The sequence below is a fragment of the Dysosmobacter sp. HCP28S3_G4 genome, from assembly GCF_052065175.1.
Classification (GTDB): domain Bacteria; phylum Bacillota; class Clostridia; order Oscillospirales; family Oscillospiraceae; genus Oscillibacter.
Genome location: NZ_JBQHUP010000023.1, coordinates 1 through 25,041 on the forward strand (window position 1 = coordinate 1; position 25,041 = coordinate 25,041).

The window sequence follows — 25,041 nt, forward strand, 5'->3', positions numbered from 1 at the left end:
AGGGCGCGTTTTGTAATCACAACAAATATTGAAAAAATTAATACTGTGACCTCTGCGGGTTCGCGGCGGCGGGCGGCAGCCCCCCCCGCAGCCCTCACGGGTCCTTTCAAATCAGGATCAATTGCGCAAGTTTACTTGGTGGGAACGGTGATACCCTTCTCAGCAAAGTACTTGGCAGCGCCGGGATGATAGGGAACGGAGGTCATGGAAGCGGCATAGTCCAGATCCAGCTCGCCGCCCTTGGCATGCTGCGCGGTGATGGCGTCCTTATTCTCGAAGATGGTGGAGACGAAGTCATACACAGCGTCCTCGGAGACATCGTCGTTGACGATGACAACGGCGCCCACGGCCACGGTGGTCACGTCCTCGTCCAGGCCGTCATAAGTGCCGCCGGCGATGACGTTCTTGGTGTAGTAGGGAGAAGAAGCGGTCAGCTGATCGATGTGCTCATCATCCAGGCTCACCAGGTAGACGGGCTTGGAGGTGGCCAGGTCGGTGATGGCGGTGGTGGGGGCGCCGGCCACGACGAAGGCGGCGTCGATCTTGCCGTCCTTCAGAGCGTCGGCACTTTCGCCGAAGGACTGATAGGTGGCGTTGATGTCGTTCTCAGTCAGGCCATAGACGCCCAGCAGATCGATGGCATTGTAGTAAGTACCGGAACCGGCGGCGCCGATGGAGACGCTCTTGCCCTTCAGGTCAGCCACGGTCTTGATGTCGGGGTTGGTGGTGACGATCTGGACCTGCTCCATGTACAGAGCGGCGGCGACGGAGAAGCTGTCCACCTTGCCGGACTCAGCGAACAGGTTGGTGCCGGTGTAGGCGTAGCTCATAACGTCGGACTGGCTGAAGGCCATATCGTTCTCGCCGTCCTCCATGGCCTCGATGTTGGCCTGAGAGCCGCCGGACTCAACAGCGGTGATGTCCAGGCCGGTGTTGGAGCTGACATACTGGGCCAGCACGCTGCCGAAGCCATAGTAAGTACCGGAGACGCCGCCGGTGCCCATGGTCAGCTTGTCGGTGGCGCCGGTGCCGCCGGTGGAGGGAGTGGACGCCGCGGCGCTGCTGGAAGCTGCGGAGGACGCCGCGGGAGTGGAGGCTGCCGCGCTGCTGCCGCTATTGCTGCTGCCGCAGCCGGCCAGCAGAGAGACGGTCATGAGCGCTGCCAGAGACAGAGACAAAAACTTTTTCATACTCGTTCCTCTTTTCTTCAATATTGTCGGGACAAACTTCCCTGTTTGCATATTATACAAGATTGGCTTTCATATTTCAAGGGTTTTTCGGACTTATTTTGTTTTTTGCCGCAAGTCTTTGCAGGCATTCTTGCAAAATTCGACTTTTTCGTACTTTTTTGCGCCTTATTTTCAAATGAAACCGGTTTCGTTCAGAAAGGTCGGCCTTTTTTCGTCCGTTAAAATATTGTTAATCTTTCCCGGCTTTTTTGTAAAAGTCCCCGCTTCGCGGACCTTTGTCTTCTTTATAAAAACAATATGTTTTGGTGTTGTCCGCCTCAAACAATATTCAGGCGTTGTTTTGTCCGGGCCGGCACCCGATAGGTCGACCTATCCGGAGGACGACAGAGCGCCGCCGGATGCTCCGGCGGCGCTCTGCTGCTGCGATTTCAGTCTTTACTTCTTGGCCTTGGAGTCCACCACGTCCTTCAGCAGGGCGGTGAAGTCCTCCATGCTCATGGTGCCCAGGTCGCCGTCGGCGCGGTGGCGCGGAGAGACGGTGCCGTTCTCCATATCCCGGTCGCCCACCACCAGCATATAGGGGATCTTCTCCAGCTGGGCCTCCCGGATCTTCTTGCCGATCTTCTCGTTGCGGTAGTCCACGGTGACGCGGTAGCCCAGGGCCTCCAGCTTCTTCGCCTGCTGGGCGCAGTAGTCGCTGGCCCGGTCGGTGACGGGCAGGAAGCGGACCTGCTCGGGGGCCATCCAGGTGGGCAGGGCGCCGGCATACTCCTCGATGAGGTAGGCCAGAGTCCGCTCATAGCAGCCCAGGGAGGTGCGGTGGATGATATAGGGCAGCTTCTTCTCTCCGTTCTCATCGATATAGTACATGCCGAAGCGCTGGGCCAGCAGCATATCGATCTGGATGGTGACCAGGGTGTCCTCCTTGCCGTAGACGTTCTTGTACTGGATGTCCAGCTTGGGGCCGTAGAAGGCGGCCTCGTCGATGCCGATGGTGTACTCCACGTCCAGATCGTCCAGGATCTGGGCCATGATGCGCTGGGCCTCCTCCCACTGCTCGGCGGTGCCCTCATACTTGTTGTTGGGGTTGGCGGGGTCCCACTGGGAGAACCGGAAGGTGCACTTGTCCAGCAGGCCCACGGTGCCCAGGCAGTACTTGGCCAGGTCCAGGCAGCCCTTGAACTCCTCCTCCAGCTGATCAGGACGCAGCACCAGATGGCCCTCGGAGATGGTGAACTGGCGGACGCGGATCAGGCCGTGCATCTCGCCGGAGTCCTCGTTGCGGAACAGAGTGGAGGTCTCGCCCAGCCGCATGGGCAGGTCGCGGTAGGAGCGCTGGCGGTTCAGATAGACCTGATACTGGAAGGGGCAGGTCATGGGACGGAGGGCGAAGCACTCCTTGGTCTCGTCCATGGGGTCGCCCAGGATGAACATACCGTCCAGATAGTGGTCCCAGTGGCCGGAGATGCGGTACAGGTCCCGCTTGGCCATCAGGGGGGTCTTGGTCAGCAGATAGCCCCGCTTCTGCTCGGTGTCCTCCACCCAGCGCTGGAGAGTCTGGATGACCCGGGCGCCCTTGGGCAGCAGGATGGGCAGGCCCTGGCCGATGCAGTCCACGGTGGTGAAGTACTCCAACTCACGGCCCAGCTTGTTGTGGTCCCGCTTCAGAGCTTCAGCCTGCTTGGCCAGGTACTCGTCCAGCTCCTCCTTCTTGGGGAAGGCGATGCCGTAGATGCGCTGGAGCTGCTTGCGGCTGGAGTCGCCCCGCCAGTAGGCGGCGTTGCAGGCGGTGAGCTTGATGCCGTTGCCCTTGATGCGGCCGGTGGAGTCCAGATGGGGACCGGCGCAGAGATCGGTGAAGTCGCCCTGCTTGTAGAAGGAGATGACGGCGTCCTCCGGCAGGTCGTTGATCAGCTCCACCTTGTAGGGCTCGCCCTTCTCCTCCATGAACTTGACGGCCTCTTCCCGGGGCAGCTCGAACCGCTCCAGCTTCAGCTTCTCCTTGCAGATCTTCCGCATCTCGGCCTCGATCTTCTCCAGATCCTCGGCGGTGAAGGTCTCCTCGCTGTCCAGATCGTAGTAGAAGCCGTTGTCGATGCTGGGGCCGATGGCCAGCTTGGTCTCCGGCCACAGCCGCTTCACGGCCTGGGCCAGCACGTGGGAGCAGGTGTGCCAGTAGGTACGGCGGTACTGCTCGTTTTCAAAGGTATACTGGTTGTTTTCTTCGGACATAACAATTCCTCCTTGTATTGAGGGGCAAGCATGAAAAAAACTCACCCCTGACAGAATCAGGGGTGAGATACGAAAAACGTATTCCACGGTTCCACCCTGCTTGCATCCCCACGGGATGCCGCTCGTGTCCTCTGTAACGGGAGGTCCCGTCCCAGCCTACATATCGGTGGGCGGCTCCAAGGCGGTAGCTGGTTCCGGTTCCGGCAAGGGCCGTTTGCAGCCAGCGGCGGCCCCTCTCTGATGACTTTCCCGGACAGCGTCCTTTTCAACGCTTTTTATCGGCAAGTATGATATCACGCCGTTTTGTCGTTGTCAAGGGGACAGCGGCGGGAATCGGACCGGTTTTTTCGGAGATACTTATTTAAGATAGGAGTGATGAGATAGGAGATATCAGTTTCCATCCGGCCCGGCGTATCTCCTATCTCGTATCTCCTATCTCCCCCCCGTTTCGGGGGCGAAATTTGTGAAATTTTCTGTTGACAAGAAAGGCCCTTTTCGATAGAATAGTCAACCGAAAAGATTCGAGGACAGAACATTTTGAGGATGCAGAAAGTGAGGGATTCATCCATGGAGCTGCTGCTCACAGGCGGAGCGGTCTTCCGCGGCGGAGTGTTTGAAAACGCCGATGTTGCCATTTCTGACGGCCGTATTGTTTCCGTTTCCCCCAATCTCCCCCGTGCCGGTTTTTCCGTTGTACAAGTCCATGACTGTTTGATCGTTCCAGGTTTCGTTGATGTGCATGTTCATCTTCGGGAGCCTGGTTTTTCTTATAAAGAGACGGTGGGCACCGGCACCGCTGCCGCAGCCGCCGGCGGCTACACCGCCGTGTGCGCCATGCCCAACCTGAAGCCGGTGCCGGACAGCGTCGAGAACCTCCGGCCGGAGCTGGACGCCATCCGCCGGGACGGCAAGGTCCACGTCTACCCCTACGGCGCCATCACCTGCGGCGAGAAGGGAGACCGGCTGGCGGACATGGCCGCCATGGCCCCCCATGTGGCGGGCTTCTCCGACGACGGCCGGGGCGTCCAGGACCGGGAGATGATGCGGGACGCCATGGAGCTGGCCAAATCCCTGGACAAGCCCATCGTGGCCCACTGCGAGGACGAGTCCCTGCTGGCCAAGGGCTGGTGCGTCCACGACGGGGAGTTCGCCCGTATCCACGGCCTCACCGGCAACGATCCCGCCAGCGAGTGGCGGCAGGTGGAGCGGGACATCGAGCTGGTGCGGGACACCGGCTGCCGCTATCACGTCTGCCACATGTCCACCAAGGAGAGCGTGGCGCTGGTCCGGGCCGCCAAGGCCGACGGCCTGCCCGTCACCTGCGAGACCGGCCCCCACTACCTGACCCTGTGCGACATGGACCTCCAGGACGACGGCGGCTTCCGCATGAATCCCCCCATCCGCTCCGCCGCGGACCGGGACGCCCTGCTGCAGGGCCTGCTGGACGGCACCGTGGACTGCATCGCCACGGACCACGCCCCCCACTCCGCCCAGGAGAAATCCGGTGGCCTCCGGAACAGCCTCAACGGCATCGTGGGCCTGGAGTGCGCCTTCCCGGTGCTGTACACCCAGCTGGTGGAGAGCGGCATCACTACTCTGCCCCTGCTGCTGGACCGGCTGTGCGTCCGGCCCCGGAACATCTTCCGTCTGCCCGGCGGCGCCATCGAGGCGGGCGCGCCCGCCGACCTGACGGTCATCGATCCCCGGCGTCCCCACGCCATCGACCCTGCCGCCTTCCGCTCCATGGGCAAGGCCACGCCCTTCGCCGGCTGGCCCGTCACCGCTGCCATCGCCATGACCATCTGCGGCGGCGAGGCCGTGTACGGCAGCTTCGACCGTGAAAAGGAGATGTACCTGTGATCCAGACGACTTTGACCCTGGCCCAGTCCCGCCCCCTGACGGCGGACGTGTGGGAGATGGCCTTCCTGGGCGACACCGAGGCCTTCTCCCGCCCCGGCCAGTTTGTGAATATTGAACTCCCCGGCAAGTTCCTCCGCCGCCCCATCTCCGTGGCCAACTACACGGAGGAGGGCCTGCTGCTCCTGGTCCGGGTGGCCGGACAGGGCACTGCGGAGCTGGTGGCCTCCCCCGCTGGCACCCGGTTCAACACCCTGACGGGCCTGGGCAATGGCTTCGACGTGTCGGAGCAGGGGGAGCACCCCGTCCTCATCGGCGGCGGCATCGGCATCGCGCCGCTGTACGGCCTGGCCCGGAAGATGGTGGGCCTGGGCCAGCGGCCCACGGTGGCCCTGGGCTTCCGGAACCAGAACGACGTGTTCTACGCCGAGGAATTCGCCCTGCTGGGCTGCCAGGTCTTCGTGGCCACGGAGGACGGCAGCCTGGGCACCAAGGGCTTCGTCACCGACTGCGTGAAAAACTTCGTGCCGGAGGCGGACTACGCCTTCGTCTGCGGCCCCACCCCCATGCTGAAGGCCGTCTATGCCCTGCCCCAGCTGAAGGGCGGACAGTTCAGCTTCGAGGCCCGGATGGCCTGCGGCTTCGGCGCCTGCGTGGGCTGCACCATCCAGACCAACAGCGGCCCGAAGCGGGTCTGCAAGGACGGCCCCGTGTTCCGGAAGGAGGACATCGCATGGTAAATCTGTCTGTCTCTCTGGCGGGCGTGGAGCTGAAAAACCCCATCATCCCCGCCTCCGGCACCTTCGGCTACGGCCGGGAGTTCGCCGGGCTGTACGATCTGAACGTTCTGGGCAGCTTCTCCTTCAAGGGCACCACCGGAGAGGCCCGGCTGGGCAATCCCCAGCCCCGCATTGCGGAGGCCCCCGCCGGGATGCTCAACGCCGTGGGCCTCCAGAACCCCGGCGTGGACGCCGTCATCGCCGAGGAGATCCCCAACATGGCCAAGCTGTTCCGGGGCCCCCTCATCGCCAACGTGGGCGGCTTCACCCTGGACGAGTACGCGGAGAACTGCCGCCGTCTGGGCGAATGTGACCAGGTGGGCATTCTGGAGGTGAACATCTCCTGCCCCAACGTCCACTGCGGCGGAAAGAACTTCGGCTCCGACCCCCGGTCCGCCGCCGAGGTGACGAGCGCCGTGAAGGCCGTCACGGACAAGCCGGTGTTCATGAAGCTGTCCCCCAACGTGACGGACATCGCCGAGATCGCCCGGGCCTGCGCCGACGCCGGGGCCGACGGCATCTGCCTGATCAACACCCTGCTGGGCATGCGCATCGATTTGAAGTCGAAGCGTCCCCTTCTGGCCAACCGCACCGGCGGACTGTCCGGTCCCGCGGTGTTCCCCGTGGCGGTGCGGATGGTTTGGGACGTGTACGAGGCGGTGGACATTCCCGTCATCGGCTGCGGCGGCGTCGCCAGCGCCGAGGACGCCTGCGAGCTGATGCTGGCGGGTGCCTCCGCCGTGGAGGTGGGCGCCGCCAACCTCCGGGATCCCTACGCCTGCAAGAAGATCGTTGAAAATCTGCCCGCCGTCTGCGGGCGGCTGGGCGTGGAGAACATCTCCGACCTCACCGGTGCCGCCCACCGGTAAACAAGAAAGGATGGTATGCAATATGAGCGCGAAAGACGTGATCATCGCCCTGGACTTCCCCACCCGTGAGGAGACGCTGGCGTTCCTGGACCGGTTCCCCGCCGGTGAGAAGCCCTTCGTGAAGATCGGCATGGAGCTGTTCTACGCCGAGGGCCCGGCCATCGTCCGGGACATCAAGGCCCGGGGCCACAAGATCTTCCTGGACCTGAAGCTCCACGACATCCCCAACACCGTCAAGCGGGCCATGAACGTGCTGTCCCGTCTGGACGTGGACATGGTGAACCTCCACGCCGCCGGCGCGTCGGAGATGATGAAGGCCGCCATTGAGGGCCTGACACGGCCCGACGGCACCCGCCCCATCCTCATCGCCGTCACCCAGCTGACCTCCACCGACGCCGCCGCCCTGAAAAACGAGCTGCTCATCGACGTCCCCATGGTGGAGACGGTGATGCGCTACGCCAAGAACGCCGCCGGCTGCGGCCTGGACGGCGTGGTCTGCTCTCCCCTGGAGGCGGCCATCGTCAAGGAGAACTGCGGTGAGAACTTCCTGACCGTCACCCCGGGCATCCGGTTCGCCGACAGTGCCGTGGGCGATCAGAAGCGGATCATGACGCCGGAGAAGGCCGCCCACAGCGGATGCGACTATCTGGTCATGGGACGGCCCATCACCCAGGCGGAGGATCCTGTTGCCGCCTACCGGCGGGCTTTGAAGGACTTTCTGGGATAAGGCTCCCATTTGTCCCGCGGGGCGGGGGTGCGGCGAAGGCCGCAGCTTCAAAACCCCCTTTCTCTTTTTCCGAGGAAAAAGAGAAAGCGCCTTTTGATGGTGTCAAGAGAAAAAGGCTTAGCGGCGGCATTCCGGACTTCGTCCGGAACGCTCGCAGCGCCTGTTACGGGGGTTTGGCCCGGATATGACCTGCGGGCTTTGCCTCCTGTATCCGCTCTTGACACCAACGAAAGCCCGGGTCCCGCCCGGATGCTCTGCCGTTCTCTTTTCGCTGCCGCACCCTGGCAGTTTGAGAGGGCCCGGCGCCGTTCTTTCGATACCCACCGGATCGCGTCAGCAAAACAGAAGCAGGGGCCATCCGGAACCACCCCGACACCAGTCTTCCGCAACCTCCAAGGTGCGGCAGCAAAAGAGAAGCAGAGGGCATACGGAAGCGCCCTCAGCTTCCGAACCTGCATATGCGGTTGAGTGGACGCAAGCCCTTGAATCAGCACCCCAATAACCCCCGTAACAGGCGGGAAAAGGCGTTTCAAACGAAGTTTGAAATGCCGCCGCCAGCGTCTTTTCTCTTGACACCATCAAAAGGCGCTTTCTCTTTTCGGCGCAACCGATAGGGGCCCCCACAAAAGCCCAGCGAAGCGGGTTTTGTGGGGAAGAGGAAAGCGGCGAAGCGCCGCCAGCGGCGGAAAAAGCGAGCCGGTTTCGAGGAAGCGGCGCGATTGGCGGACCCGAAGGGGACGGGAATCGCAATGCCGCGACGGTGTGCAAGGGGGCAACGAAGCGGCATGAGGGATGCCCTCCCCCGCAGGGCGTCCCGAATATAGCGCAGTTTGACCCGACGACGAAAGGGGGTTTTGAAGCCATCGGCCTTCGCCGATTTCCCCCGCGCCCCGAAGGGGCGCCCCTAACAGACCATCACTGTATTTGATATAAGGAGGATTTCCCATGAGCATCGAACGCACCATCGCCCACGACCTGCTCTCCATCGGCGCGGTCTTCCTGCGTCCGGACGAGCCCTTCACCTGGGCCAGCGGCATCCACAGCCCCATCTACTGCGACAATCGCCTGACCCTGACGGCCCCCACCGTCCGCACCCACGTGGAGGAGGGCCTGGTGGACCTGATCTGCAAGCACTATCCCACCGTAGAGGTCCTCATGGGCACCTCCACCGCCGGTATCGCCCACGCCGCCATCTGCGGCCATCTCATGGGCCTGCCCATGGGCTACGTCCGCTCCGGCAACAAGGACCACGGCCGCCAGAACCGCATCGAGGGCAAGCTGCTCCCCGGCCAGAAGGTCGTGGTGGTGGAGGACCTGATCTCCACCGGCGGCAGCTGCATCGAGGTGGTGGAGGCCCTGCGGGAGGCCGGTGCCGAGGTGCTGGGCATCGTGTCCATCTTCACCTACGGCCTCCAGAAGGGCCTGGACCGCATGGCCGCCGCCAACGTCACCAACTACTCCCTGTCCAACTTCGACGCCGTCTGCCAGGTGGCCGCCGAGGAGGGCAAGATCCGCCCCGAGGACATCGACCGGCTGAAGAAGTTCCGGGCCGATCCCTCCGACGAGAGCTGGATGAATCACTAACGTTTTATAAACCCGATCGGGTATCAAGAAAGGAGATATTATGCGAAATCTGATTGATGTCACTGACCTGACCAAAGAGGAGATCAACGCCCTCATCGCCACTGCCGAGGACATGATCGCCCATCCGGCAGACTACCAGGAGGTCTGCCGCCACAAGCAGCTGGCCACCCTGTTCTTCGAGCCCTCCACCCGCACCCGTCTGAGCTTTGAGTCCGCCATGCTGGCCCTGGGCGGCAGCGTCCTGGGCTTCTCCGCCGCCGGCTCCAGCTCCACCGCCAAGGGCGAGACCGTGGTGGACACCGTCCACACCGTCAGCTGCTACGCCGACATCATCGCCATGCGCCATCCCAAGGAGGGCGCGCCCTTCGCCGCCGCACAGCGCAGCGAGGTGCCCATCATCAACGCCGGCGACGGCGGCCACAACCACCCCACCCAGACCCTGACCGACCTGCTGACCATCCATCGTGAGAAGGGCCGTCTGGACGACTTCACCATCGGCTACTGCGGCGACCTGAAGTTTGGCCGCACCGTCCACTCCCTGGTGAACGCCCTGGCCCGCGAGACCGGCATCCGGTTCGTCTTCATCTCCCCGGAGGAGCTGAAGCTGCCCGACTACCTGAAGCAGAACGTGCTGGACAAGAACCACCTGAACTACGAGGAGACCACCTCCCTGGAGGAGGCCATCCCCGATCTGGACATCCTGTACATGACCCGCGTCCAGAAGGAGCGCTTCTTCAACGAGGCCGACTACATCCGCCTGAAGGACACCTACGTGCTGGATCCCGAGAAGCTGGTCCCCGCCAAGAAGGATCTGTGCATCCTGCATCCCCTGCCCCGTGTCAACGAGATCTCCGTGGCCGTGGATGACGATCCCCGCGCCTGCTATTTCCGTCAGGTGAAGAACGGCAAGTTCATCCGCATGGCTCTGATCCAGCAGCTGCTGGCCTGGAACGCGTAAAGGGAGGAGTTTGAATCTATGAATATCGACAGCATTCAGAACGGCGTCGTCATCGACCACATCAAGTCCGGCAAGAGCATGGACATCTACCGCTACCTGCACCTGGACGAGCTGGACTGCCAGGTGGCCATCATCAAGAACGCCCGCAGCGAGCACATGGGCCGCAAGGACATCATCAAGATCGACACCCCCATGGAGGTGGATCTGGACGTGCTGGGCTACATTGATCCCGACATCACCGTCAACATCATCCAGGACGGCAAGCTGGTGGAGAAGAAGCACCTGGCCCTGCCGGAGAAGCTGGTGAACGTGATCCACTGCAAGAACCCCCGCTGCATCACCGTGGCAGAGCCCCAGCTGGACGCCATCTTCCTGCTGAACGACCCTGAGAAGCACACCTATCGCTGCGCCTACTGCGATACCGAGAAGAAGCGGAGCATCTGATCCCGCCCACTTTCCGAAAAGGGGTATTGTCCGAATTCCCGGCGCCGCTGTCAGCGGCGCCGGTTTCGGCTTTTCCCGCCTCCGCGCGATCACTTGATTGGGAGAGACTGCCTTGAACGAACCATCCACTCAGAATCACACCCTGCGGGGCGTCCTGTGCACCACCATCGGCGGCGTGTGCTGGGGCTTTTCCGGCACCTGCGGGCAGTATCTGTTTTCCACCACCGATATCAGCACCCTCTGGCTGACCTGCATCCGCCTGCTGACCGCCGGTACATTGATGCTCCTGCTGGCCCTGCGGAGCCACCGCCGCCGGATCCTGGAGCTGCTGCGGTCTCCCCGGGATCTGGCGGGCGTGGCCGTTTTCGGCGTGTTCGGTCTGGCCATGTGCCAGCTGTCCTATATGACCGCCATCTCCTACTCCAACGCCGCCACCACCACCGTCCTCCAGAACCTGAACCTGGTGTTCATCATGCTCCTCTCCTGCCTGCGCACCCGGCGGCGGCCCAACCGGGCGGAGGGCGTCTCCCTGGCGCTGGCGCTGGCGGGCACCTACATCCTGGCCACCGGCGGAGACCCCCGGCACATGGTCCTCTCCGGCCGGGGCCTGTTCTGGGGCATCGCCACCGCCGTGGCCGTCACCATCTACACCCTGCTGCCCCGGCGGCTGCTGCCCAAGTGGGGCCAGGAGGTGGTCACCGGCTGCGGCATGCTCATCGGCGGCGTGGCGCTGAATCTGGCCGCCCGCAGCTGGACGCTGTACGTCCCCATCCCGGGACGGGCATGGCTGGCAATCGGGGCCATTGTGGTTCTGGGCACCGTGGTCTCCTTCACCCTGTTCATGCGGGGCCTTCAGGACGTGGGGGCCGTCAAGTCCTCCATGCTGGCCTCCACGGAGCCGGTGTCCGCCACCATCTTCTCCGCCCTGTGGCTGGGCACCACCTTCTCCGCCCCGGACCTCATCGGCTTCGCCTGCATCATCGCCACCATCTTCCTGCTGGCGAAGTCGGAGTGAACCCGCCGCCCGTCCCTCCGGAGGGGCGAAGGACCTCACCATCGCCTGAAACAGAACGCGGAACGTCTCCGGACGTTCCGCGTTTTCCCTCTTGACATGGCGTCTCTCTGCGTATATACTTAGCATTACTAAATAGTATTGCTAAGGAGAGGAGGCGTTCCATGGACAGCCGCTACGTCCAGCAGTTCAAAAAAGGCTCCCTGGAGATGGTGCTGCTGTGTCTCATTGCCAAGGGGGAGACCTACGGCTACGAGATCATCACGGCGCTGAACCGGCAGGGCGGGGAAGTGCTGGGCTATGCCCGGGAGGGCACCGTCTATCCCATCCTCTACCGGCTTCAGGAGGCGGGGCTGATCCAGAGCCGTCTGGCCCCCTCGGGAGCCAACGGCGGCACCCGGAAATACTACTCCGTCACGCCCCAGGGCCGGGAGACGCTGGCGGCGCTCATCGCCTTCTGGCGGGACTACGCCGCCTGCGTGGAGGGCTTCATCGACGGTCACGAACAGGAGGAGCACCTATGAGAGAACAGTACATCCGGCAGGTGAAACGGCTTTTGAAGGTCCCCCGGCGGAAGAAGCGGGACATCCTCCGGGATCTGGAGGAGTCCTTCGCCGCGGCGGCAGAGCACGGCGAGACGGAACAGCAGGTCCTGGACCGGCTGGGCACGCCGGAGGAGTTTGCCGCCGCCATGACGGAGCCGTCGGACGAGGCGGCTTACCGCCACCGGCGGACGGCGGCGGCGCTGGTGACGGCGCTGGCGGTGTGCGCCGGGGCCTTCGGCCTCCGGTCGGGACTGCTGGCCGCCCGCAGCGCGTCCCTGGGTATCATCGGCGGCGCCGACGGCCCCACCGTCATCTTCGTCACCGGCTCCGGCGGCCTGTGGACCGCCCTGCTGAACCTGACGGCGGGCCCGTGGTGGGCCGGTCTGCTGGGGCTGGCGGGGATCCTGGCCCTGCTGGCGGCGGCGGTGCTGGTGGCGCGGCTGCTGCTCCAGCGGAGGAAGCGGAAATGAAGCGGCTGCTTTCCGTTCTGACGGCGGCGCTGCTGGCGCTGGCCCTTGCCTCCTGCGGCGCGTCCCCCTCCCCCGCCCCGGCGGACAGCGGGGCGCTGCCGGAAGCCCTGGAAATTGTCAACGGCGCATGGCCGGACAACGACTTCACCGCCGCCGTCCCCCGTCCGGAGACGGGCGTGGTGGAGAGCGGCTGGCTGGCGGAGGGCGCGTACTGCGCCCTGACCCTCACCGGCGTGGATGATGACGCCTTCGCCGGTTATCTGACGTTACTGGAGGACGCCGGGTTCTCTCAAGCCGCCTACAATTCAGAGGCGCTGGCCATGGGCGTCTCCGCCGGGACGCTGTACACCGGCGGGAACGTGAGCGTCAGTCTGGCCCATCAGGGGGACACGCTGGCGCTGTCCATCAGCTTTTTGACATAGCAAAACAGGAGATGGGAACGATTCGTTCCCATCTCCTGTTGTTTTCCGTGATGTTTCGCGCTCACAGTCCCCGCCAGGACTCGGGCCGCAGGCGGCTGAGATCGTGCTCCGCCTGATCGATGGTCCGGAGCATGGCCTCCCGGTCGCCGTTCAGCGTTCCCCGGAGGGACAGGTAGTTGCTGGCGTGGTTCATGCGGAATACGCTGCCGGGACTGTCCAGATGCTCCACCAGCAGACGGGTCTCCGTCAGCACCTGGGGCGGCGTCAGCAGCTGGAAGCTGCCCTCGTTCACCCAGTCGTACAGGGGCGTCTCCGGCTCCACCATCAGCGTCAGCATCCCGATATACTCCGGGTTCATGGCGTTGAAGGCCGCCGCCGTGTCCAGGGCGTGGCGCTCCATCCACTCCGGACCGCCCAGTCCGGTGATGGCGGTGACGGACAGGGCCATGCCGCTCTCCCGGACCTTCCGGCCCATCTCGACGATCTCGCCGGACATGTGGCCCTTCCGCATCCGTTTCAGCACCTGGTCGCAGCCGGACTCCAGGCCCATGTACACCATGGTCAGGCCCTTCTCCCGCAGCGTCCGCAGCTCCTCCGGCGTCCGGAACCGGATGGAGGACGGGGAGGCGTAGCTGGTGACCCGCTGGCACTCCGGGAACAGCGCCCGGACGGTGTCCAGAATGGTGTACAGCTCCGACGCCCGGCGCACCAGGGCGTCGCCGTCGGCCAGGAAGACCTTCTCCACGTGGGGATAGACCTGCCGGGCCATGCGGAAGTCCTCCAGCACCTCCTCCAGGGGGCGGACGGCGAACCGCTTGGCCTTGTACATGGAGCAGAAGGCGCAGGTGTTGTGGCTGCACCCGTAGGTCACCTGGACAATGAGGCTCCGGGCCTCGGAGGGCGGGCGGTAGACGTCGCCGTAGTATCTCATTCCGCCAGCAGCTTCTCCAGGGCGGCCAGCTTCAGGCAGACGCACAGCACCTCCATGGCCTGCTTCAGCTCCTCAACGGGAGGCAGGGACGGGGCGATGCGGATGTTGGAGTCCTGGGGGTCCTTGCCGTAGGGGAAGGTGGCGCCGGCGCCGGTCATGGTGACGCCCGCCTCCTTGCACAGGGCCAGGGCCCGCTTTGCGGTGCCGGGCATGGCGTCCAGAGACACGAAGTAGCCGCCCTTGGGATGGGTCCAGGAGGCGATGCCCAGGGGGGCGATCTCCCGGTCCAGGGCGTCGGTGACGGCCTGGAACTTGGGGGCCATGATGGCGGCGTGGCGCTTCATCAGCTCCAGGGTGTGGGCCTTGTCCTTCAGATACAGGACGTGGCGCTGCTGGTTCACCTTGTCGTAGCTGATGATCTGGATGCCCATGAGCTTGGTGAGGTAGGCGATGTTGGCCTCGGAGGCGGCCATGCAGGCCACGCCCGCGCCGGGCAGGGTGATCTTGGAGGTGGAGGCGAACTCATACACCATGTCGGCGTTGCCGTTCTCCTCGCACAGGCTCAGGATGTCGGCGAAGGGCACGAAGTCGCCGTCGAACTCATGGATGCAGTAGGCGTTGTCCCACATGAGCATGAAGTCCGGCGCGGCGGGCTTCATGGACGCCAGACGGCGGATGGTTTCGTCGGAGTAGAGATAGCCCTGGGGGTTGGAGTACTTGGGCACGTTCCACATGCCCTTGACGGCGGGGTCCTGAATGGCCTTCTCCACGGCGTCCATGTCAGGGCCGTCGGGAGTCATGGGGATGGTGACCAGCTCAAAGCCGAAGGACTCCACCACCTTGAAGTGGCGGTCATAGCCGGGAGCGGGGCACAGCCACTTCAGGCCCTTCTCCTCCTTCCAGGGCCGCTGGCTGTGGAGCAGACCGTGGGTGACGGCCTTGGAGATGCTGTCGTACATCAGCTGCAAACTGGCGTTGCCGCCCACGAACACCTGCTCGGGCTTGCAGCCCAGGATCTCCGCGAACAGACGACGCGCGCTGGGCAGGCCGGCCAGCTCGCCGTAGTTCCGGCAGTCCACGCCGCCGTCCACGAAGTCCTCCGGCTTCTGAAACACGCCGAACAGTCCCTCGGAGACCATGTCCAGCTGCTGCTTGCCGGGCTTGCCCCGGGCCATGTTCAGCTTCAGGCCCAGCCCCTTCAGCTGCTCGAATTCCTTGGATGCCTGGTCGAAGCTCTGCCGCAGCTCCTCCCGGCTCATATCCTGATATGCACTCATAGAACGACCTTCCTTTCAGCCAATTCAGGTTTCAAACTGCTCCTCCACTATACAAAAGTTTGCCCCATATTGCAATATACAATTTTACTGAGAATCCCCGTGGGATTCCCTATGTAAAATACATTTTTCCACAAGTCAAAGACAACTTCCACCCCGTTCCGACGCTCTCCGCCTCCTCTTTCCGTGGGGAAAACGGCCGGTTCCGGGCGAAAAAAATACCCGCTCCAACGGAAATGCGAGGCCCCCGCCGCCTGACAGGCGGCGGGGGCGGGGCGGACGGCGGAGCCGCCCGAATGCCGGCATTCGGGCGACGGCTTTATTCGGCGCACATGATGCTGGGCTCGCCGTCCTCTTTCTCCACGCTGAAGGTCACGGGGATGGTGACGCAGACCCGCTGGGTCAGGGTCACGGTGCAGGCGGTGCCCTCATCGTTGGTCTCGCACAGGACCGTGGGCGTGCCCTGGCAGGTGGTGGTGATGGTGCCCACTGTGGTTCTGGGGGTCAGCGTTACCTCCGCGCTGATGTCCACGCACTGGGTCCCGGTCTTGTTGCAGCCGGTCACCGGCGGCGAGGTGGTGGGGATGATATCCTTCCGATAGGTCTCATTCATAGCTCTGAAGCTCCCTTGTCTCCCTGGATTTGGCTCCCCGGCGCACCGGGGGCATCCCATCCTATGCGGCGGCGGGCTGTCCGGGGCTTGTCCGTCCGGCGGAAATGTGGTATGCTGGCGTAGTGAAGCATCACGCCGTCAGGGGAATGGAGGGAGAGCATGGACGGCTATGAACTGATCCGCTCCCGCCGCCGGACGGCGGCGCTGGAGGTGACGAGGGACGGCCGGGTGCTGGTGCGGGCCCCTCTGCGGATGCCCCGGCAGGCCATCGACGCCTTCGTGGCCAGCCATCGGGAGTGGCTGGAACGCCATCTGGCCGCCCAGCGGGCCCGGATGGCCGCCGCGCCGCCGCCCCCCACTCCGGCGGAGATCGACGCATTGAAGGCCCGTGCCCGGGCGGTGCTGCCGGGAAAGGTGGCGTACTACAGCCAGCGGATGGGCCTGCGTCCCGCGGGCATCACCATCACCGCCGCCCGGACCCGGTACGGCAGCTGCAGCGGGAAGAACCGGCTCAGCTTCTCCTGCTTTCTCATGAACTCCCCGGAGGCGGCCATCGACCTGGTGGTGGTCCATGAACTGTGCCACATCCGCCACAAGAACCACGGCCCCGACTTCTACGCCCTGCTGGCCAGCGTCCTCCCGGACCACCGGGAGCGAAAGAAGCTGCTGGCCCCCATGCCGCTGAAGGAGACGGGGAACGAACCGTAAAAAGCTCCCCCGGCGCGTTGGCGCCGGGGGAGCTTCCATACTCTCATAAATCGCTCACAGGATGCTGCTGCCGATGCCCTTGCCCTCCGGGGCGCCGGGCAGGTCCGGACGGCGCTCCCGCAGCAGGGACAGCGCCCGCTCCGCGTCCTTCTCCTTGTCGAAGGACAGGGTCTGATAGACGCCGCCGGCGCACTGGAGCCGCACCACATACATGGGCAGCTGCACGCCGCAGCAGCCGCTGGTGGACAGGGTGCCCTTCTGGCTCCATGCCCGCTCCAGCGCCGCGATGGGCACGTACTGGGCCCCCATGGGGAAGGCGGGCAGGTACACCCCCTTCTGTCCGATGCGGACGTTCCCCAGCTTCACCGCGCCGGAGAGATCCGCCTTGGGGTCCTCAATGGTCACGCCGGGACAAAGGGTCCGATATGCCATAGCTGCTTCCTCCCTCTCTATTTCCGCTTCTTTTCCGGCTCCAGCACCACGTCCGGATACCGCTCCGCCAGCAGGGCCAGCACCCTGTCGGCGGATTTTTGCTTCTCAAAGGTGAAATTCTGGTAGAAGCCGCCCTCGTAGCGCATCCGCACCACCACCATGGGCAGCTCCTTGCCGCAGCAGCCGGTGAGGGAGATGCTGGTCTTCTGGGACCATGCCTGCCGCACCGCCCGGAAGGGCAGATACTTGGTGCCGGGGAACGCCGCAAAATAGATGGCCTCATCGCTCATCCGGTACTGCTCCACCCGGACGGCGCTCTTGTAATCCGCCTTGGGGTCCGTCAGAGCCACGCCGGGACAAATGGACTGGATCGCCATGCCTGCTCCTCCTTCGGTCCTCTCATTAACGAGAATCTTTCCTGTTATGGCGATATCATAGCAAGATTATGGGAGAATTGCAAATGGCAATTGCAACATTCCGCAAAATTTTCCCCCCGGAGGACTGTGTAAAGCCCTGCCCGGCGCATACACTATCAGGAGAAACGCCTTGGGAGCTGCGAGAAGGGATGATGTCCATGGTGCCGTTGATCTTCATTCCGGGCCGGGAATGCCGGCTGGGAAACTACGCCAGAGCCGTCCGCCGGGCGGGGGGTGTCCCCCGGTTCACCCCGGACGGCGCCGACGGCTGGGAGGACTGCGCCGGACTGCTGCTGCCCGGCGGCGGGGACCTGGACCCGGCGCTGTACGGTCAGGAGGACCGGGGCTCCCAGCCGCCGGACCGGGACCGGGACCGCCGGGAGCTGGCGCTGCTGGAGGCCGCCCTGTCGGCGGGGATGCCGGTGCTGGGCATCTGCCGGGGCATCCAGGTCATCAACGTGTTCTTCGGCGGGACGCTGGTGCAGGACCTCCCCGGCCACAGCCAAATGGAGGGCCGGGACCGGCTCCACCGGGTACGTGCGGAGCCCCACTCCCTGTCCGCCCGGATCTACGGTCCGTCCTTTCTGGTGAACAGCGCCCACCATCAGGCGGTGGACCGGCCCGGCACGGACCTGCGGATCACCGTCCGGGCGGAGGACGGTACGGCGGAGGCCCTGGCCCACGGCAGTCTCCCGGTCTGGGGCTTCCAGTGGCACCCGGAGCGGCTGGGGCACGGCCGTCCCCCCGGCACGGTGGACGGGGAGCTGGTGTTCGACTTCTTCCTGGCCCAGTGCCGTCGCCGTCTCCCCCTGTGGCGGCGGTAGAGGCGAAAAACGGAGGCCCGTCGGGCCTCCGTTTTCTATGGTCTGCGCTATGGAGCCGGTCAGCCCTCCGCCTGGGGCGCGGGCACAGAGACCTGTCGGAGTTCCACCTCCGGCATCAGCTCCTCGTTCACGATGTTCAGCATCTCCTCCAGCTTGGCGCAGTCCTCCCGGGAAAAGCGCCGGGTCAGGCGCTCCATGACCCGCTCGATGTAGCCGGTGGAGATGTTGTAGTAGTCGAAATACTTCTGGGTGACCTCCAGATGGAACTCCCGCCGGTCCTCCTGGGACTGGACCCTGCGGACGTAGCCCTTTTTCACCAGACTGTTGACCTTGTAGGCCGCGTTGGGCGGCGAGATCTTCATGAAGCTGGCGAACTCGTTGACTGTGGGGCGGCCCAGCGCCTGGATGGTCTCGGTGCAGAACACCTCCACAGTGGTGAGGCTGGCCTCCCGGTTCTGGAACCGCTGGAAGATCTCCTGATAGAAATGCAGTTTGAACTTGGTATACACCTGAAAAAACGCGTCCTTCAGCACGCCGTCCGACTCCCTTCCCGCCGTGTTCTCTCACCGGCGACAGATACGATCCGATCTAAATGATAACAGAAACGCGGGAAACGAGCAATCCTTTTCTTTCGCAGGGTCACTCCTGCCCGATGGCGAAGGTGATCTCCGCCGTGACGGCCACCTGGCCGTCCACCGTGGCCTTGCAGGTGCCCACGCCGATGGGGCCCCGCTGCTTGGTCAGCACGCACTCCATCTCCACCACGTCGCCGGGGACCACCTGACGGCGGAAGCGGGCGTCGTGGACCCGGCCCAGGAAGGCCAGCTTGCCCTTGTTCTCCGGCAGGGCCAGGATGGCCACGCCGCCCACCTGGGCCATGGCCTCGATGAGCAGCACGCCGGGCATGACGTGCTTCTGGGGGAAGTGGCCCTGGAAGAAGGGCTCGTTCACCGTGACGCACTTGATGCCTTTGGCCCACTTGCCCGGCTCGCCGTCGATGATCTTGTCCACCAGGGCGAAGGGATAGCGGTGGGGCAGGATCTGGGCGATCTGGTCGGAATTATACTGCATACCCATGGCTCAGTCCTCCCACTTCTTCATCAGAATGCTGCCGTTGTGGCCGCCGAAGCCCAGAGAGTTGCTCATGGCGTAGCGGATGTCCGCCTTCCGGCCGGTGTTGGGCACCACGTCCAGGTCGCACTCCTCGTCGGGCACCTGATAGTGGATGGTGGCGGGGGCGTAGCCGTCCCGCAGGCTCAGGGCGGTGAAGATGGCCTCCACGGCGCCTGCCGCGCCCAGCATATGGCCGGTCATGGACTTGGTGGAAGACATCATCAGCTTGTAGGCCCAGTCGCCGAACACCGTCTTGACGGCGGCGGTCTCGCCGGAGTCGTTGAGGTGGGTGGAGGTGCCGTGGGCGTTGATATAGTCCACCTGGTCGGGGCTGACGCCGCCGTCGGCCAGAGCCAGGGCCATGGCCTTGGCGCCGCCGGAGCCGTCGGGCCGGGGAGCGGTCATGTGATAGGCGTCGCAGGTGGCGCCGTAGCCCACCACCTCGGCGTAGATCTTGGCGCCCCGGGCCCGGGCGTGGTCCAACTCCTCCAGCAGCAGCATACCGGCGCCCTCGCCCAGCACGAAGCCGGAGCGCTCCTTGTCGAAGGGGATGGAGGCGCGGTCAGGGTCGGTGGTCTGGCTCAGGGCCCGCATGGAGGTGAAGCCGCCGATGGCCAGCGGGGTCACGGCCGCCTCGGTGCCGCCGCAGAGCATCACGTCGGCGTAGCCGTCCCGGATATAATGGAAGGCGTCGCCCACGGCGTTGGTGCCGCCGGCGCAGGCGGTGACGGGGCAGGAGCACATGCCCTGGAAGCCGCTGCTGATGGCCACCTGACCGGCGGCCATGTTGCAGATGCCCATGGGGATATAGAAGGGAGAGACCCGGTCCCAGCCCTTCTCCTTGCCCTTGTCGTGCTCCTCCTCGGTGATGGAGATGCCGCCGATGCCGCTGGAGACGATGACGCCGCAGCGATCCGCGTCGGTGGGGTCCTTCTCCATGCCGGCGTCGGCCAGTGCCTCCTTGGCGGCGCAGACGGCGAACTGGGTGAAGCGGCCCATGCGCTTGGCCTCGGGGCGGGTGATGGAGACCAGGGGATCAAAGCCCTTGACCTCGGCGGCCAGCTGGACCTTCATGCCGGTGGGGTCGAACTGGGTGATGGGCGCCACGCCGCAGACGCCGTCCTGAACGGCCTGCCAGCTCTCGCCCGCGGTAAGGCCAATGGGGGTGACGGCCCCCAGGCCGGTGATAACGACTCTGCGTCGTTCCATAGTCGATTCCTCCTGAAAATGTGTTGATTTGCGCCCCTCCGGGGCGCGGGGCAAAACCCCCTTTCTCTTTTTCCGAGGAAAAAGAGAAAGCGCCTTTTGATGGTGTCAAGAGAAAAAGGCTCGGCGGCGGCATTTCAGGCTCCGCCTGAAATGCCTTTTTCCGCCTTGTACGGGGGTTATTGGTTGCTGATTCGAGAGCTTGCGTCCACTCAACCACGTATGGCAGGTTCGGAAGCTGGGGGAATTCAGGTATGCTCCCTGCTCCTCTTTTGCTGCCGCAGTCCGGTGGTTGCGGAAGACTGGCAACGGAGGCCGGGACGCTTCCGCAACTGCCAGGGTGCAGCAGCGAAAAGAGGAGGGCGGGGCATCCGGGACCTCCCCACCTCCAGACTTCCGCAAATGCCAGGGTGCGGCAGCGAAAAGAGGAGGGCGGGGCATCCGGGCGGGACCCGGACTATCGTTGGTGTCAAGAGTAGACACAGGAGGCAAAGCCCGCAAATCACTGCCGGGCCAAATCCCCGTAACAGGCGCTGCGAGCGTTCCGGACGAAGTCCGGAATGCCGCCGCCCAGCCTTTTTCTCTTACACCATCAAAAGGCGCATTCTCTTTTTCCACGGAAAAAGAGAATGGGGGTTTTGAAGCCATCGGCCTTCGCCGATCTCCCCCGCGCCCCGAACGGGGCGCCCACCCCCGCCCTCACGGGGAAAAAAGATCACATTGCCATTCCGCCGTCCACCCGGACCACCTGTCCGGTGATATAGGCGGCGTCGTCGCTGGCCAGGAAGGCCACGGCCTTGGCCACGTCCTCCGGCGCGCCGAGACGGGCCATAGGGATGGAGGCCAGTGTGGCGGTCTTGGCCGCCTCCGGCATGGCCGCGGTCATGTCCGTCTCAATGAAGCCGGGGGCCACGGCGTTGACGGTGACGCCCCGGGTGGCCAGTTCTTTCGCCAGAGACTTGGTCATGCCGATGACGCCCGCCTTGCTGGCGGCGTAGTTCACCTGTCCGGCGTTGCCCCGGAGGCCCACCACGCTGCTGAGGTTCACGATGCGGCCGTAGCGCTGCTTCATCATCAGGCGGGACACGGCCTTCATGCACAGGAAGGTGCCCTTCAGATTGGCGCCGATGACGGCGTCGAAGTCCTCTTCCTTCATCATCATGGTCAGGCCGTCCCGGGTGATACCGGCGTTGTTCACCAGAATGTCGATGCGGCCGAATTCCTTCACCGCCGCGTCCATCATGGCCTTTACCTGGGCGCTGTCCGCCACGTCGCACTTCACGGCCAGGGCCTTGGCGCCCAGGGCCTCGCAGGCGGCGGCGGTCTCATTGGCCGCGGCCTCGCTTCCGGCGTAGCACAGCACCACGTTGGCGCCGCCCCTGGCCAGCTCCAGGCACACGGCCCGGCCGATGCCCCGGCTGCCGCCGGTGACCACGGCGGTCTTTCCCGTGAAGTCCATCACGCGCCCTCCTTTTCCGTCAGCTTCTTCAGGGTCTCGGGGAGGGCCGCCACGTCGGCGGCGGTCTCCACGGCCACCACGGGGAAGCCGGGGACGGTCTTCTTCACAAAGCCGCTGAGGGCCTTGCCCGGGCCGATCTCCACGATGGCGTCAATGTCCATCTTGCTCATGCGGCGGATGGTGTCCTCCATGAAGACGCTGCTCTGGACCTGCCGCACCAGCAGCTCCGGAATGGTGACGGAGTCGTCCGCCACGTTGCCCAGGCAGTTGAACAGCACGGGGATCTGAGGCTCGCCGAACGCAACGCCCTGGAAATAGGTCTGAAGGGCGTCGCCCGCGGGGGCCATCAGGGGGGTGTGGAAGGGGCCGCTGACCTTCAGGGGCAGGCAGCGCTTGGCGCCCTTCTCCTTCGCCAGGGCGGCAGCCTTCTCCACGGCGGCCTTGTCGCCGCCGAGGACCAGCTGGCCCGGGCAGTTGTAGTTGGCGATGACCACCACGCCCTCATCGGACGCGGCGGCGCAGGCCTCCTGGAGGGGTTCCCGGTCCAGGCCCAGCACCGCCATCATGGCGGACTCATGGCCCTGCGCGGCCTCCTCCATGGCCTTGCCCCGGAAGGCCACCAGCCGGACGGCGGTGGCGGCGTCGAAGACCCCGGCGGCGTGGAGGGCGGAGTACTCGCCCAGGGAGAGACCGGCGGCCACGGAGGGGACGATGCCCTGCTCCCGCAGCACCGCCGTCAGACCGGCGGCGAAGGCCACCATGCAGGGCTGGGTGTACCGGGTCTGATTCAGGACGCCGTCCGGGTCCTCAAAGCAGACCTTCTTCAGGTCGAAATCCACCTCCGCACCGTCGTAAACGGCACGGAAGGCGGGATAGGCGTCGTACAGGTCCGCACCCATGCCGGGGTGCTGGCTGCCCTGTCCGGCGTACAAAAAGCCGAGCTTCATTGCGCGGTCCTCCATTCATTCATGATCTGGTCCATCTGCTCCCGCACGGTGGAGAGCTTCCGGACGTCTCCGGCGCCCGCGCCGCAGAAGAACAGGCCGTTCTCCCAGTCGCCCCGCCGGGCGGCCATGAGGGCACGGGAGATGCAGTAGGGGGCCTTTCCCCTGGGGCAGGGGACGAGACAGTCGTCGCACCGCCGGGGCGCGGGCTGGGTGCCCGCCTCCACCCGCTGTACCAGCGGGGAGCGCAGGGCGCGGCCCGGCAGGCCCACGGGGCTCTGGACGATGGTGATGTCCTCCTGCTTCGCGTCCAGCAGGGCCTGCTTGTAGCCGTCGCTGGCGTCGCACTCTTGGGTTGCGATGAACCGGGTGGCGAACTGGGCGCCCGCGGCGCCCTCCTTCATATATCGGGCCATCTCGGCGCCGTTCTTCACGCCGCCGGCCACGAACACGGGGATGTCCCGCTGGTACTTGTCCTTGAAGGGGGCCAGGGCCTCCAGCACCTCGTGGAGCAGCTCCGACAGGGGGCGGGGATGTCCCGCCTGGGCCTCCCGGGCCTCCTCCTTGGAGAAGCCCAGATGGCCCCCCGCCAAGGGGCCCTCCAGCAGGACGAAGTCCGGGGCGGTCTGGTAGTTCCGGTCCCACAGCTTGCAGATGAGGGACGCGGCCCGTCCGCTGCTGACCACCGGGGCCAGGGCGGCGTCGCTCTCCGGCACGGACCGGGCGATGGCGGGCAGGTCCCGGGGCAGTCCCGCGCCGCAGACCACCGCGTCCACACCGGCCCGGAGGGCGGTGCGGATGCTGTCGGCATACTGGACGGTGGCCACCATGGCGTTGATGGCCACCAGGCCCTTGCCCTTGGCCTGTTCCTTGGCATGGCGGACCTGCCGGGCCAGAGCCCGGAGGTTGGCGCCCTTCTGGTCGGACTCGAAGTCCGGCTCATCCATGCCGCAGTCCGCGGTGGAGATGGTGCCCATGCCGCCGCAGGCGGCCACGGCTCCCGCCAGACGGTCCAGGCTGATGCCGATGCCCATGCCGCCCTGCAAAATGGGGAGCGGCAGGGTCTTTCCCCTGATGGTTACTGCCATTCCTTTTCCGCAGCCTCCAAAACGGCCTTGCCGCCGCTGTACAGCTCCTCAAAGATCTGCCGCACGGGTTTGATCTCATGGAGCATACCGGCCACCTGGCCGCTCATGACGCTGCCGTATTCCATGTCGCCGTCAAATACCGCACGGCGCAGGCCGCCCAGAGTGTGAGTCTCCAGCTCCTCCAGGGTGGCGCCCCGCTTCTCCAGTGCCAGATATTCCCGGGCCATCTTGTTCTTCAGCACCCGGACGGGACCGCCGATGGAGCGGCCGGTGACCACGGTGTCGGTGTCCCGGGCCTTCAGGATGGCCTGCTTGTAGTTGGGATGGATGGGGCACTCCCGACTTGCCAGCAGGCAGGTGCCCACCTGGAGGCCGCAGGCCCCCAGGGCGAAGGCGGCGGCAGCCTGACGGCCGTCGGCAATGCCGCCGGCGGCCACCACGGGGATGCCGTCCACGGCGTCGATGACCTGGGGCACCAGGGCCATGGTGGTCATCTCGCCCACATGGCCGCCGGACTCGGTGCCCTCGGCGATGAAGGCGTCCACGCCGTACCGGGCCAGACGCTTGGCCAGCACGGAGGCCGCCACCACGGGCAGCACCTTTACGCCGGCCTCCTTCCAGGCGGGGATGAACTGGCCGGGGTTGCCCGCGCCGGTGGTGACCACCTGGACTCCCTCCTCAATGATGATCTGGGCCATCTCGGGGGCGCAGGGGTTCATCAGCATCAGATTGACGCCGAAGGGCTTGTCGGTGAGGCTCTTGCAGATGCGGATCTGCTCCCGGAGCAGACCGGCCTCCCGCATACCGCCGGTGGCGATGACGCCCAGAGCGCCGGCGTTGGAGCAGGCGGCGGCGAATTCGCCGGTGGCGATGTTGGCCATGCCGCCCTGAATGATGGGGAACTCCGTCCCCAGGATCTCGTTCAGTTTTTTCATACGCTTTTC

The 25,041-nt window shown here is 64.9% G+C and carries 27 protein-coding genes; 13 read left to right on the forward strand and 14 right to left on the reverse strand.

Translation table 11 applies throughout. The annotated features are described in order from the left end of the window. Positions 1-131 precede the first annotated feature (131 nt). Both ACTNBU_RS07075 and thrS read right to left on the reverse strand, forming a co-directional pair. A complete protein-coding gene (locus tag ACTNBU_RS07075; RefSeq protein ID WP_441032132.1) occupies positions 132-1,190 on the reverse strand; it encodes a TAXI family TRAP transporter solute-binding subunit in 1,059 nt (352 codons plus the stop codon). Between the two features lie 435 nt (positions 1,191-1,625). Continuing rightward, entirely contained in the window at positions 1,626-3,422 is a 1,797-nt protein-coding gene (gene thrS / locus ACTNBU_RS07080; RefSeq protein ID WP_441032134.1) for a threonine--tRNA ligase, read from the reverse strand. A 567-nt stretch (positions 3,423-3,989) separates the two neighbouring features. Between thrS and ACTNBU_RS07085 the strand changes: the two genes are divergently transcribed. The 11 genes from ACTNBU_RS07085 (at position 3,990) to ACTNBU_RS07135 (ending at position 13,089) form a co-directional block, all read left to right on the forward strand. Beyond that, a complete protein-coding gene (locus ACTNBU_RS07085; protein WP_441032136.1) occupies positions 3,990-5,282 on the forward strand; it encodes a dihydroorotase in 1,293 nt (430 codons plus the stop codon). Next, positions 5,279-6,019, forward strand: a complete 741-nt coding sequence (locus tag ACTNBU_RS07090) for a dihydroorotate dehydrogenase electron transfer subunit (RefSeq protein ID WP_441032138.1) — start codon at positions 5,279-5,281, stop codon at positions 6,017-6,019. Before ACTNBU_RS07085 ends, ACTNBU_RS07090 begins: the two co-directional genes overlap by 4 nt. Further along, a complete protein-coding gene (locus ACTNBU_RS07095) occupies positions 6,013-6,927 on the forward strand; it encodes a dihydroorotate dehydrogenase (protein WP_441032140.1) in 915 nt (304 codons plus the stop codon). The genes ACTNBU_RS07090 and ACTNBU_RS07095 overlap by 7 nt, the downstream gene beginning before the upstream one ends. A 22-nt stretch (positions 6,928-6,949) precedes the next feature. Continuing rightward, on the forward strand, positions 6,950-7,654 hold the full coding sequence (pyrF, locus tag ACTNBU_RS07100; protein ID WP_441032142.1) for an orotidine-5'-phosphate decarboxylase: 705 nt from the start codon (positions 6,950-6,952) through the stop codon (positions 7,652-7,654). Between the two features lie 945 nt (positions 7,655-8,599). After that, a complete protein-coding gene (gene pyrE / locus ACTNBU_RS07105; RefSeq protein ID WP_441032144.1) occupies positions 8,600-9,238 on the forward strand; it encodes an orotate phosphoribosyltransferase in 639 nt (212 codons plus the stop codon). Between the two features lie 40 nt (positions 9,239-9,278). Then, complete coding sequence (pyrB, locus tag ACTNBU_RS07110) at positions 9,279-10,196, forward strand: aspartate carbamoyltransferase (protein WP_441032146.1); 918 nt, start codon at positions 9,279-9,281, stop codon at positions 10,194-10,196. 18 nt (positions 10,197-10,214) lie between these two features. Then, on the forward strand, positions 10,215-10,640 hold the full coding sequence (locus tag ACTNBU_RS07115) for an aspartate carbamoyltransferase regulatory subunit (RefSeq protein WP_441032147.1): 426 nt from the start codon (positions 10,215-10,217) through the stop codon (positions 10,638-10,640). 112 nt (positions 10,641-10,752) lie between these two features. Continuing rightward, positions 10,753-11,655, forward strand: a complete 903-nt coding sequence (locus tag ACTNBU_RS07120) for a DMT family transporter (RefSeq protein WP_441032148.1) — start codon at positions 10,753-10,755, stop codon at positions 11,653-11,655. Between the two features lie 161 nt (positions 11,656-11,816). Beyond that, positions 11,817-12,176, forward strand: coding sequence for a PadR family transcriptional regulator (locus tag ACTNBU_RS07125; protein WP_441032150.1), 360 nt, complete (start codon positions 11,817-11,819; stop codon positions 12,174-12,176). Then, entirely contained in the window at positions 12,173-12,667 is a 495-nt protein-coding gene (locus ACTNBU_RS07130) for an HAAS signaling domain-containing protein (RefSeq protein WP_441032151.1), read from the forward strand. Before ACTNBU_RS07125 ends, ACTNBU_RS07130 begins: the two co-directional genes overlap by 4 nt. Continuing rightward, the gene (locus ACTNBU_RS07135; protein WP_441032153.1) at positions 12,664-13,089 is read left to right on the forward strand and encodes a hypothetical protein; all 426 of its coding nucleotides are present in this window, start codon (positions 12,664-12,666) and stop codon (positions 13,087-13,089) included. The genes ACTNBU_RS07130 and ACTNBU_RS07135 overlap by 4 nt, the downstream gene beginning before the upstream one ends. Before the next feature lie 61 nt (positions 13,090-13,150). Here the strand turns inward: ACTNBU_RS07135 and ACTNBU_RS07140 are convergent, their stop codons facing one another. The 3 genes from ACTNBU_RS07140 to ACTNBU_RS07150 form a co-directional block, all read right to left on the reverse strand. Beyond that, positions 13,151-14,020: a radical SAM protein gene (locus tag ACTNBU_RS07140; protein WP_441032155.1), complete on the reverse strand. Its 870-nt coding sequence runs from the start codon at positions 14,018-14,020 to the stop codon at positions 13,151-13,153. Then, complete coding sequence (locus ACTNBU_RS07145) at positions 14,017-15,297, reverse strand: aminotransferase class I/II-fold pyridoxal phosphate-dependent enzyme (RefSeq protein ID WP_441032157.1); 1,281 nt, start codon at positions 15,295-15,297, stop codon at positions 14,017-14,019. Before ACTNBU_RS07145 ends, ACTNBU_RS07140 begins: the two co-directional genes overlap by 4 nt. Positions 15,298-15,613: 316 nt before the next feature. Then, entirely contained in the window at positions 15,614-15,907 is a 294-nt protein-coding gene (locus ACTNBU_RS07150; RefSeq protein ID WP_441032158.1) for a hypothetical protein, read from the reverse strand. A 159-nt stretch (positions 15,908-16,066) separates the two neighbouring features. On the opposite strand from ACTNBU_RS07150, the gene ACTNBU_RS07155 reads away from it, so the two are divergent. After that, positions 16,067-16,615, forward strand: coding sequence for a M48 family metallopeptidase (locus ACTNBU_RS07155; protein ID WP_441032160.1), 549 nt, complete (start codon positions 16,067-16,069; stop codon positions 16,613-16,615). A 54-nt stretch (positions 16,616-16,669) separates the two neighbouring features. On the opposite strand, the gene ACTNBU_RS07160 is transcribed toward ACTNBU_RS07155, so the two are convergent. Further along, positions 16,670-17,047 carry a hypothetical protein gene (locus ACTNBU_RS07160; RefSeq protein WP_441032161.1) on the reverse strand — a complete coding sequence of 126 codons (378 nt, stop codon included), beginning with the start codon at positions 17,045-17,047 and terminating at the stop codon, positions 16,670-16,672. Positions 17,048-17,064: 17 nt separating this feature from the next. Next, the gene (locus tag ACTNBU_RS07165) at positions 17,065-17,424 is read right to left on the reverse strand and encodes a hypothetical protein (RefSeq protein WP_441032163.1); all 360 of its coding nucleotides are present in this window, start codon (positions 17,422-17,424) and stop codon (positions 17,065-17,067) included. A 197-nt stretch (positions 17,425-17,621) separates the two neighbouring features. Here ACTNBU_RS07165 and ACTNBU_RS07170 point away from each other — a divergent pair, with 197 nt between their 5' ends. Then, entirely contained in the window at positions 17,622-18,287 is a 666-nt protein-coding gene (locus ACTNBU_RS07170) for a gamma-glutamyl-gamma-aminobutyrate hydrolase family protein (RefSeq protein ID WP_441032165.1), read from the forward strand. 59 nt (positions 18,288-18,346) lie between these two features. On the opposite strand, the gene ACTNBU_RS07175 is transcribed toward ACTNBU_RS07170, so the two are convergent. The 7 genes from ACTNBU_RS07175 to ACTNBU_RS07205 form a co-directional block, all read right to left on the reverse strand. Next, entirely contained in the window at positions 18,347-18,820 is a 474-nt protein-coding gene (locus tag ACTNBU_RS07175) for a MarR family winged helix-turn-helix transcriptional regulator (RefSeq protein WP_441032167.1), read from the reverse strand. A 106-nt stretch (positions 18,821-18,926) separates the two neighbouring features. Next, a complete protein-coding gene (gene fabZ / locus ACTNBU_RS07180; RefSeq protein WP_441032169.1) occupies positions 18,927-19,364 on the reverse strand; it encodes a 3-hydroxyacyl-ACP dehydratase FabZ in 438 nt (145 codons plus the stop codon). Positions 19,365-19,367: 3 nt separating this feature from the next. Continuing rightward, positions 19,368-20,609 (reverse strand): beta-ketoacyl-ACP synthase II, encoded by a 1,242-nt coding sequence (gene fabF / locus ACTNBU_RS07185; RefSeq protein WP_441032171.1) that lies wholly within the window; start codon positions 20,607-20,609, stop codon positions 19,368-19,370. Positions 20,610-21,321: 712 nt separating this feature from the next. Beyond that, entirely contained in the window at positions 21,322-22,065 is a 744-nt protein-coding gene (fabG, locus tag ACTNBU_RS07190) for a 3-oxoacyl-[acyl-carrier-protein] reductase (RefSeq protein ID WP_441032173.1), read from the reverse strand. Beyond that, on the reverse strand, positions 22,065-23,012 hold the full coding sequence (fabD, locus tag ACTNBU_RS07195; protein ID WP_441032175.1) for an ACP S-malonyltransferase: 948 nt from the start codon (positions 23,010-23,012) through the stop codon (positions 22,065-22,067). The genes fabG and fabD overlap by 1 nt, the downstream gene beginning before the upstream one ends. Further along, the gene (locus tag ACTNBU_RS07200; protein WP_441032177.1) at positions 23,009-24,097 is read right to left on the reverse strand and encodes an NAD(P)H-dependent flavin oxidoreductase; all 1,089 of its coding nucleotides are present in this window, start codon (positions 24,095-24,097) and stop codon (positions 23,009-23,011) included. Before ACTNBU_RS07200 ends, fabD begins: the two co-directional genes overlap by 4 nt. Next, a complete protein-coding gene (locus ACTNBU_RS07205; RefSeq protein ID WP_441032178.1) occupies positions 24,088-25,032 on the reverse strand; it encodes a nitronate monooxygenase in 945 nt (314 codons plus the stop codon). Before ACTNBU_RS07205 ends, ACTNBU_RS07200 begins: the two co-directional genes overlap by 10 nt. Between the last annotated feature and the right edge of the window lie 9 nt (positions 25,033-25,041).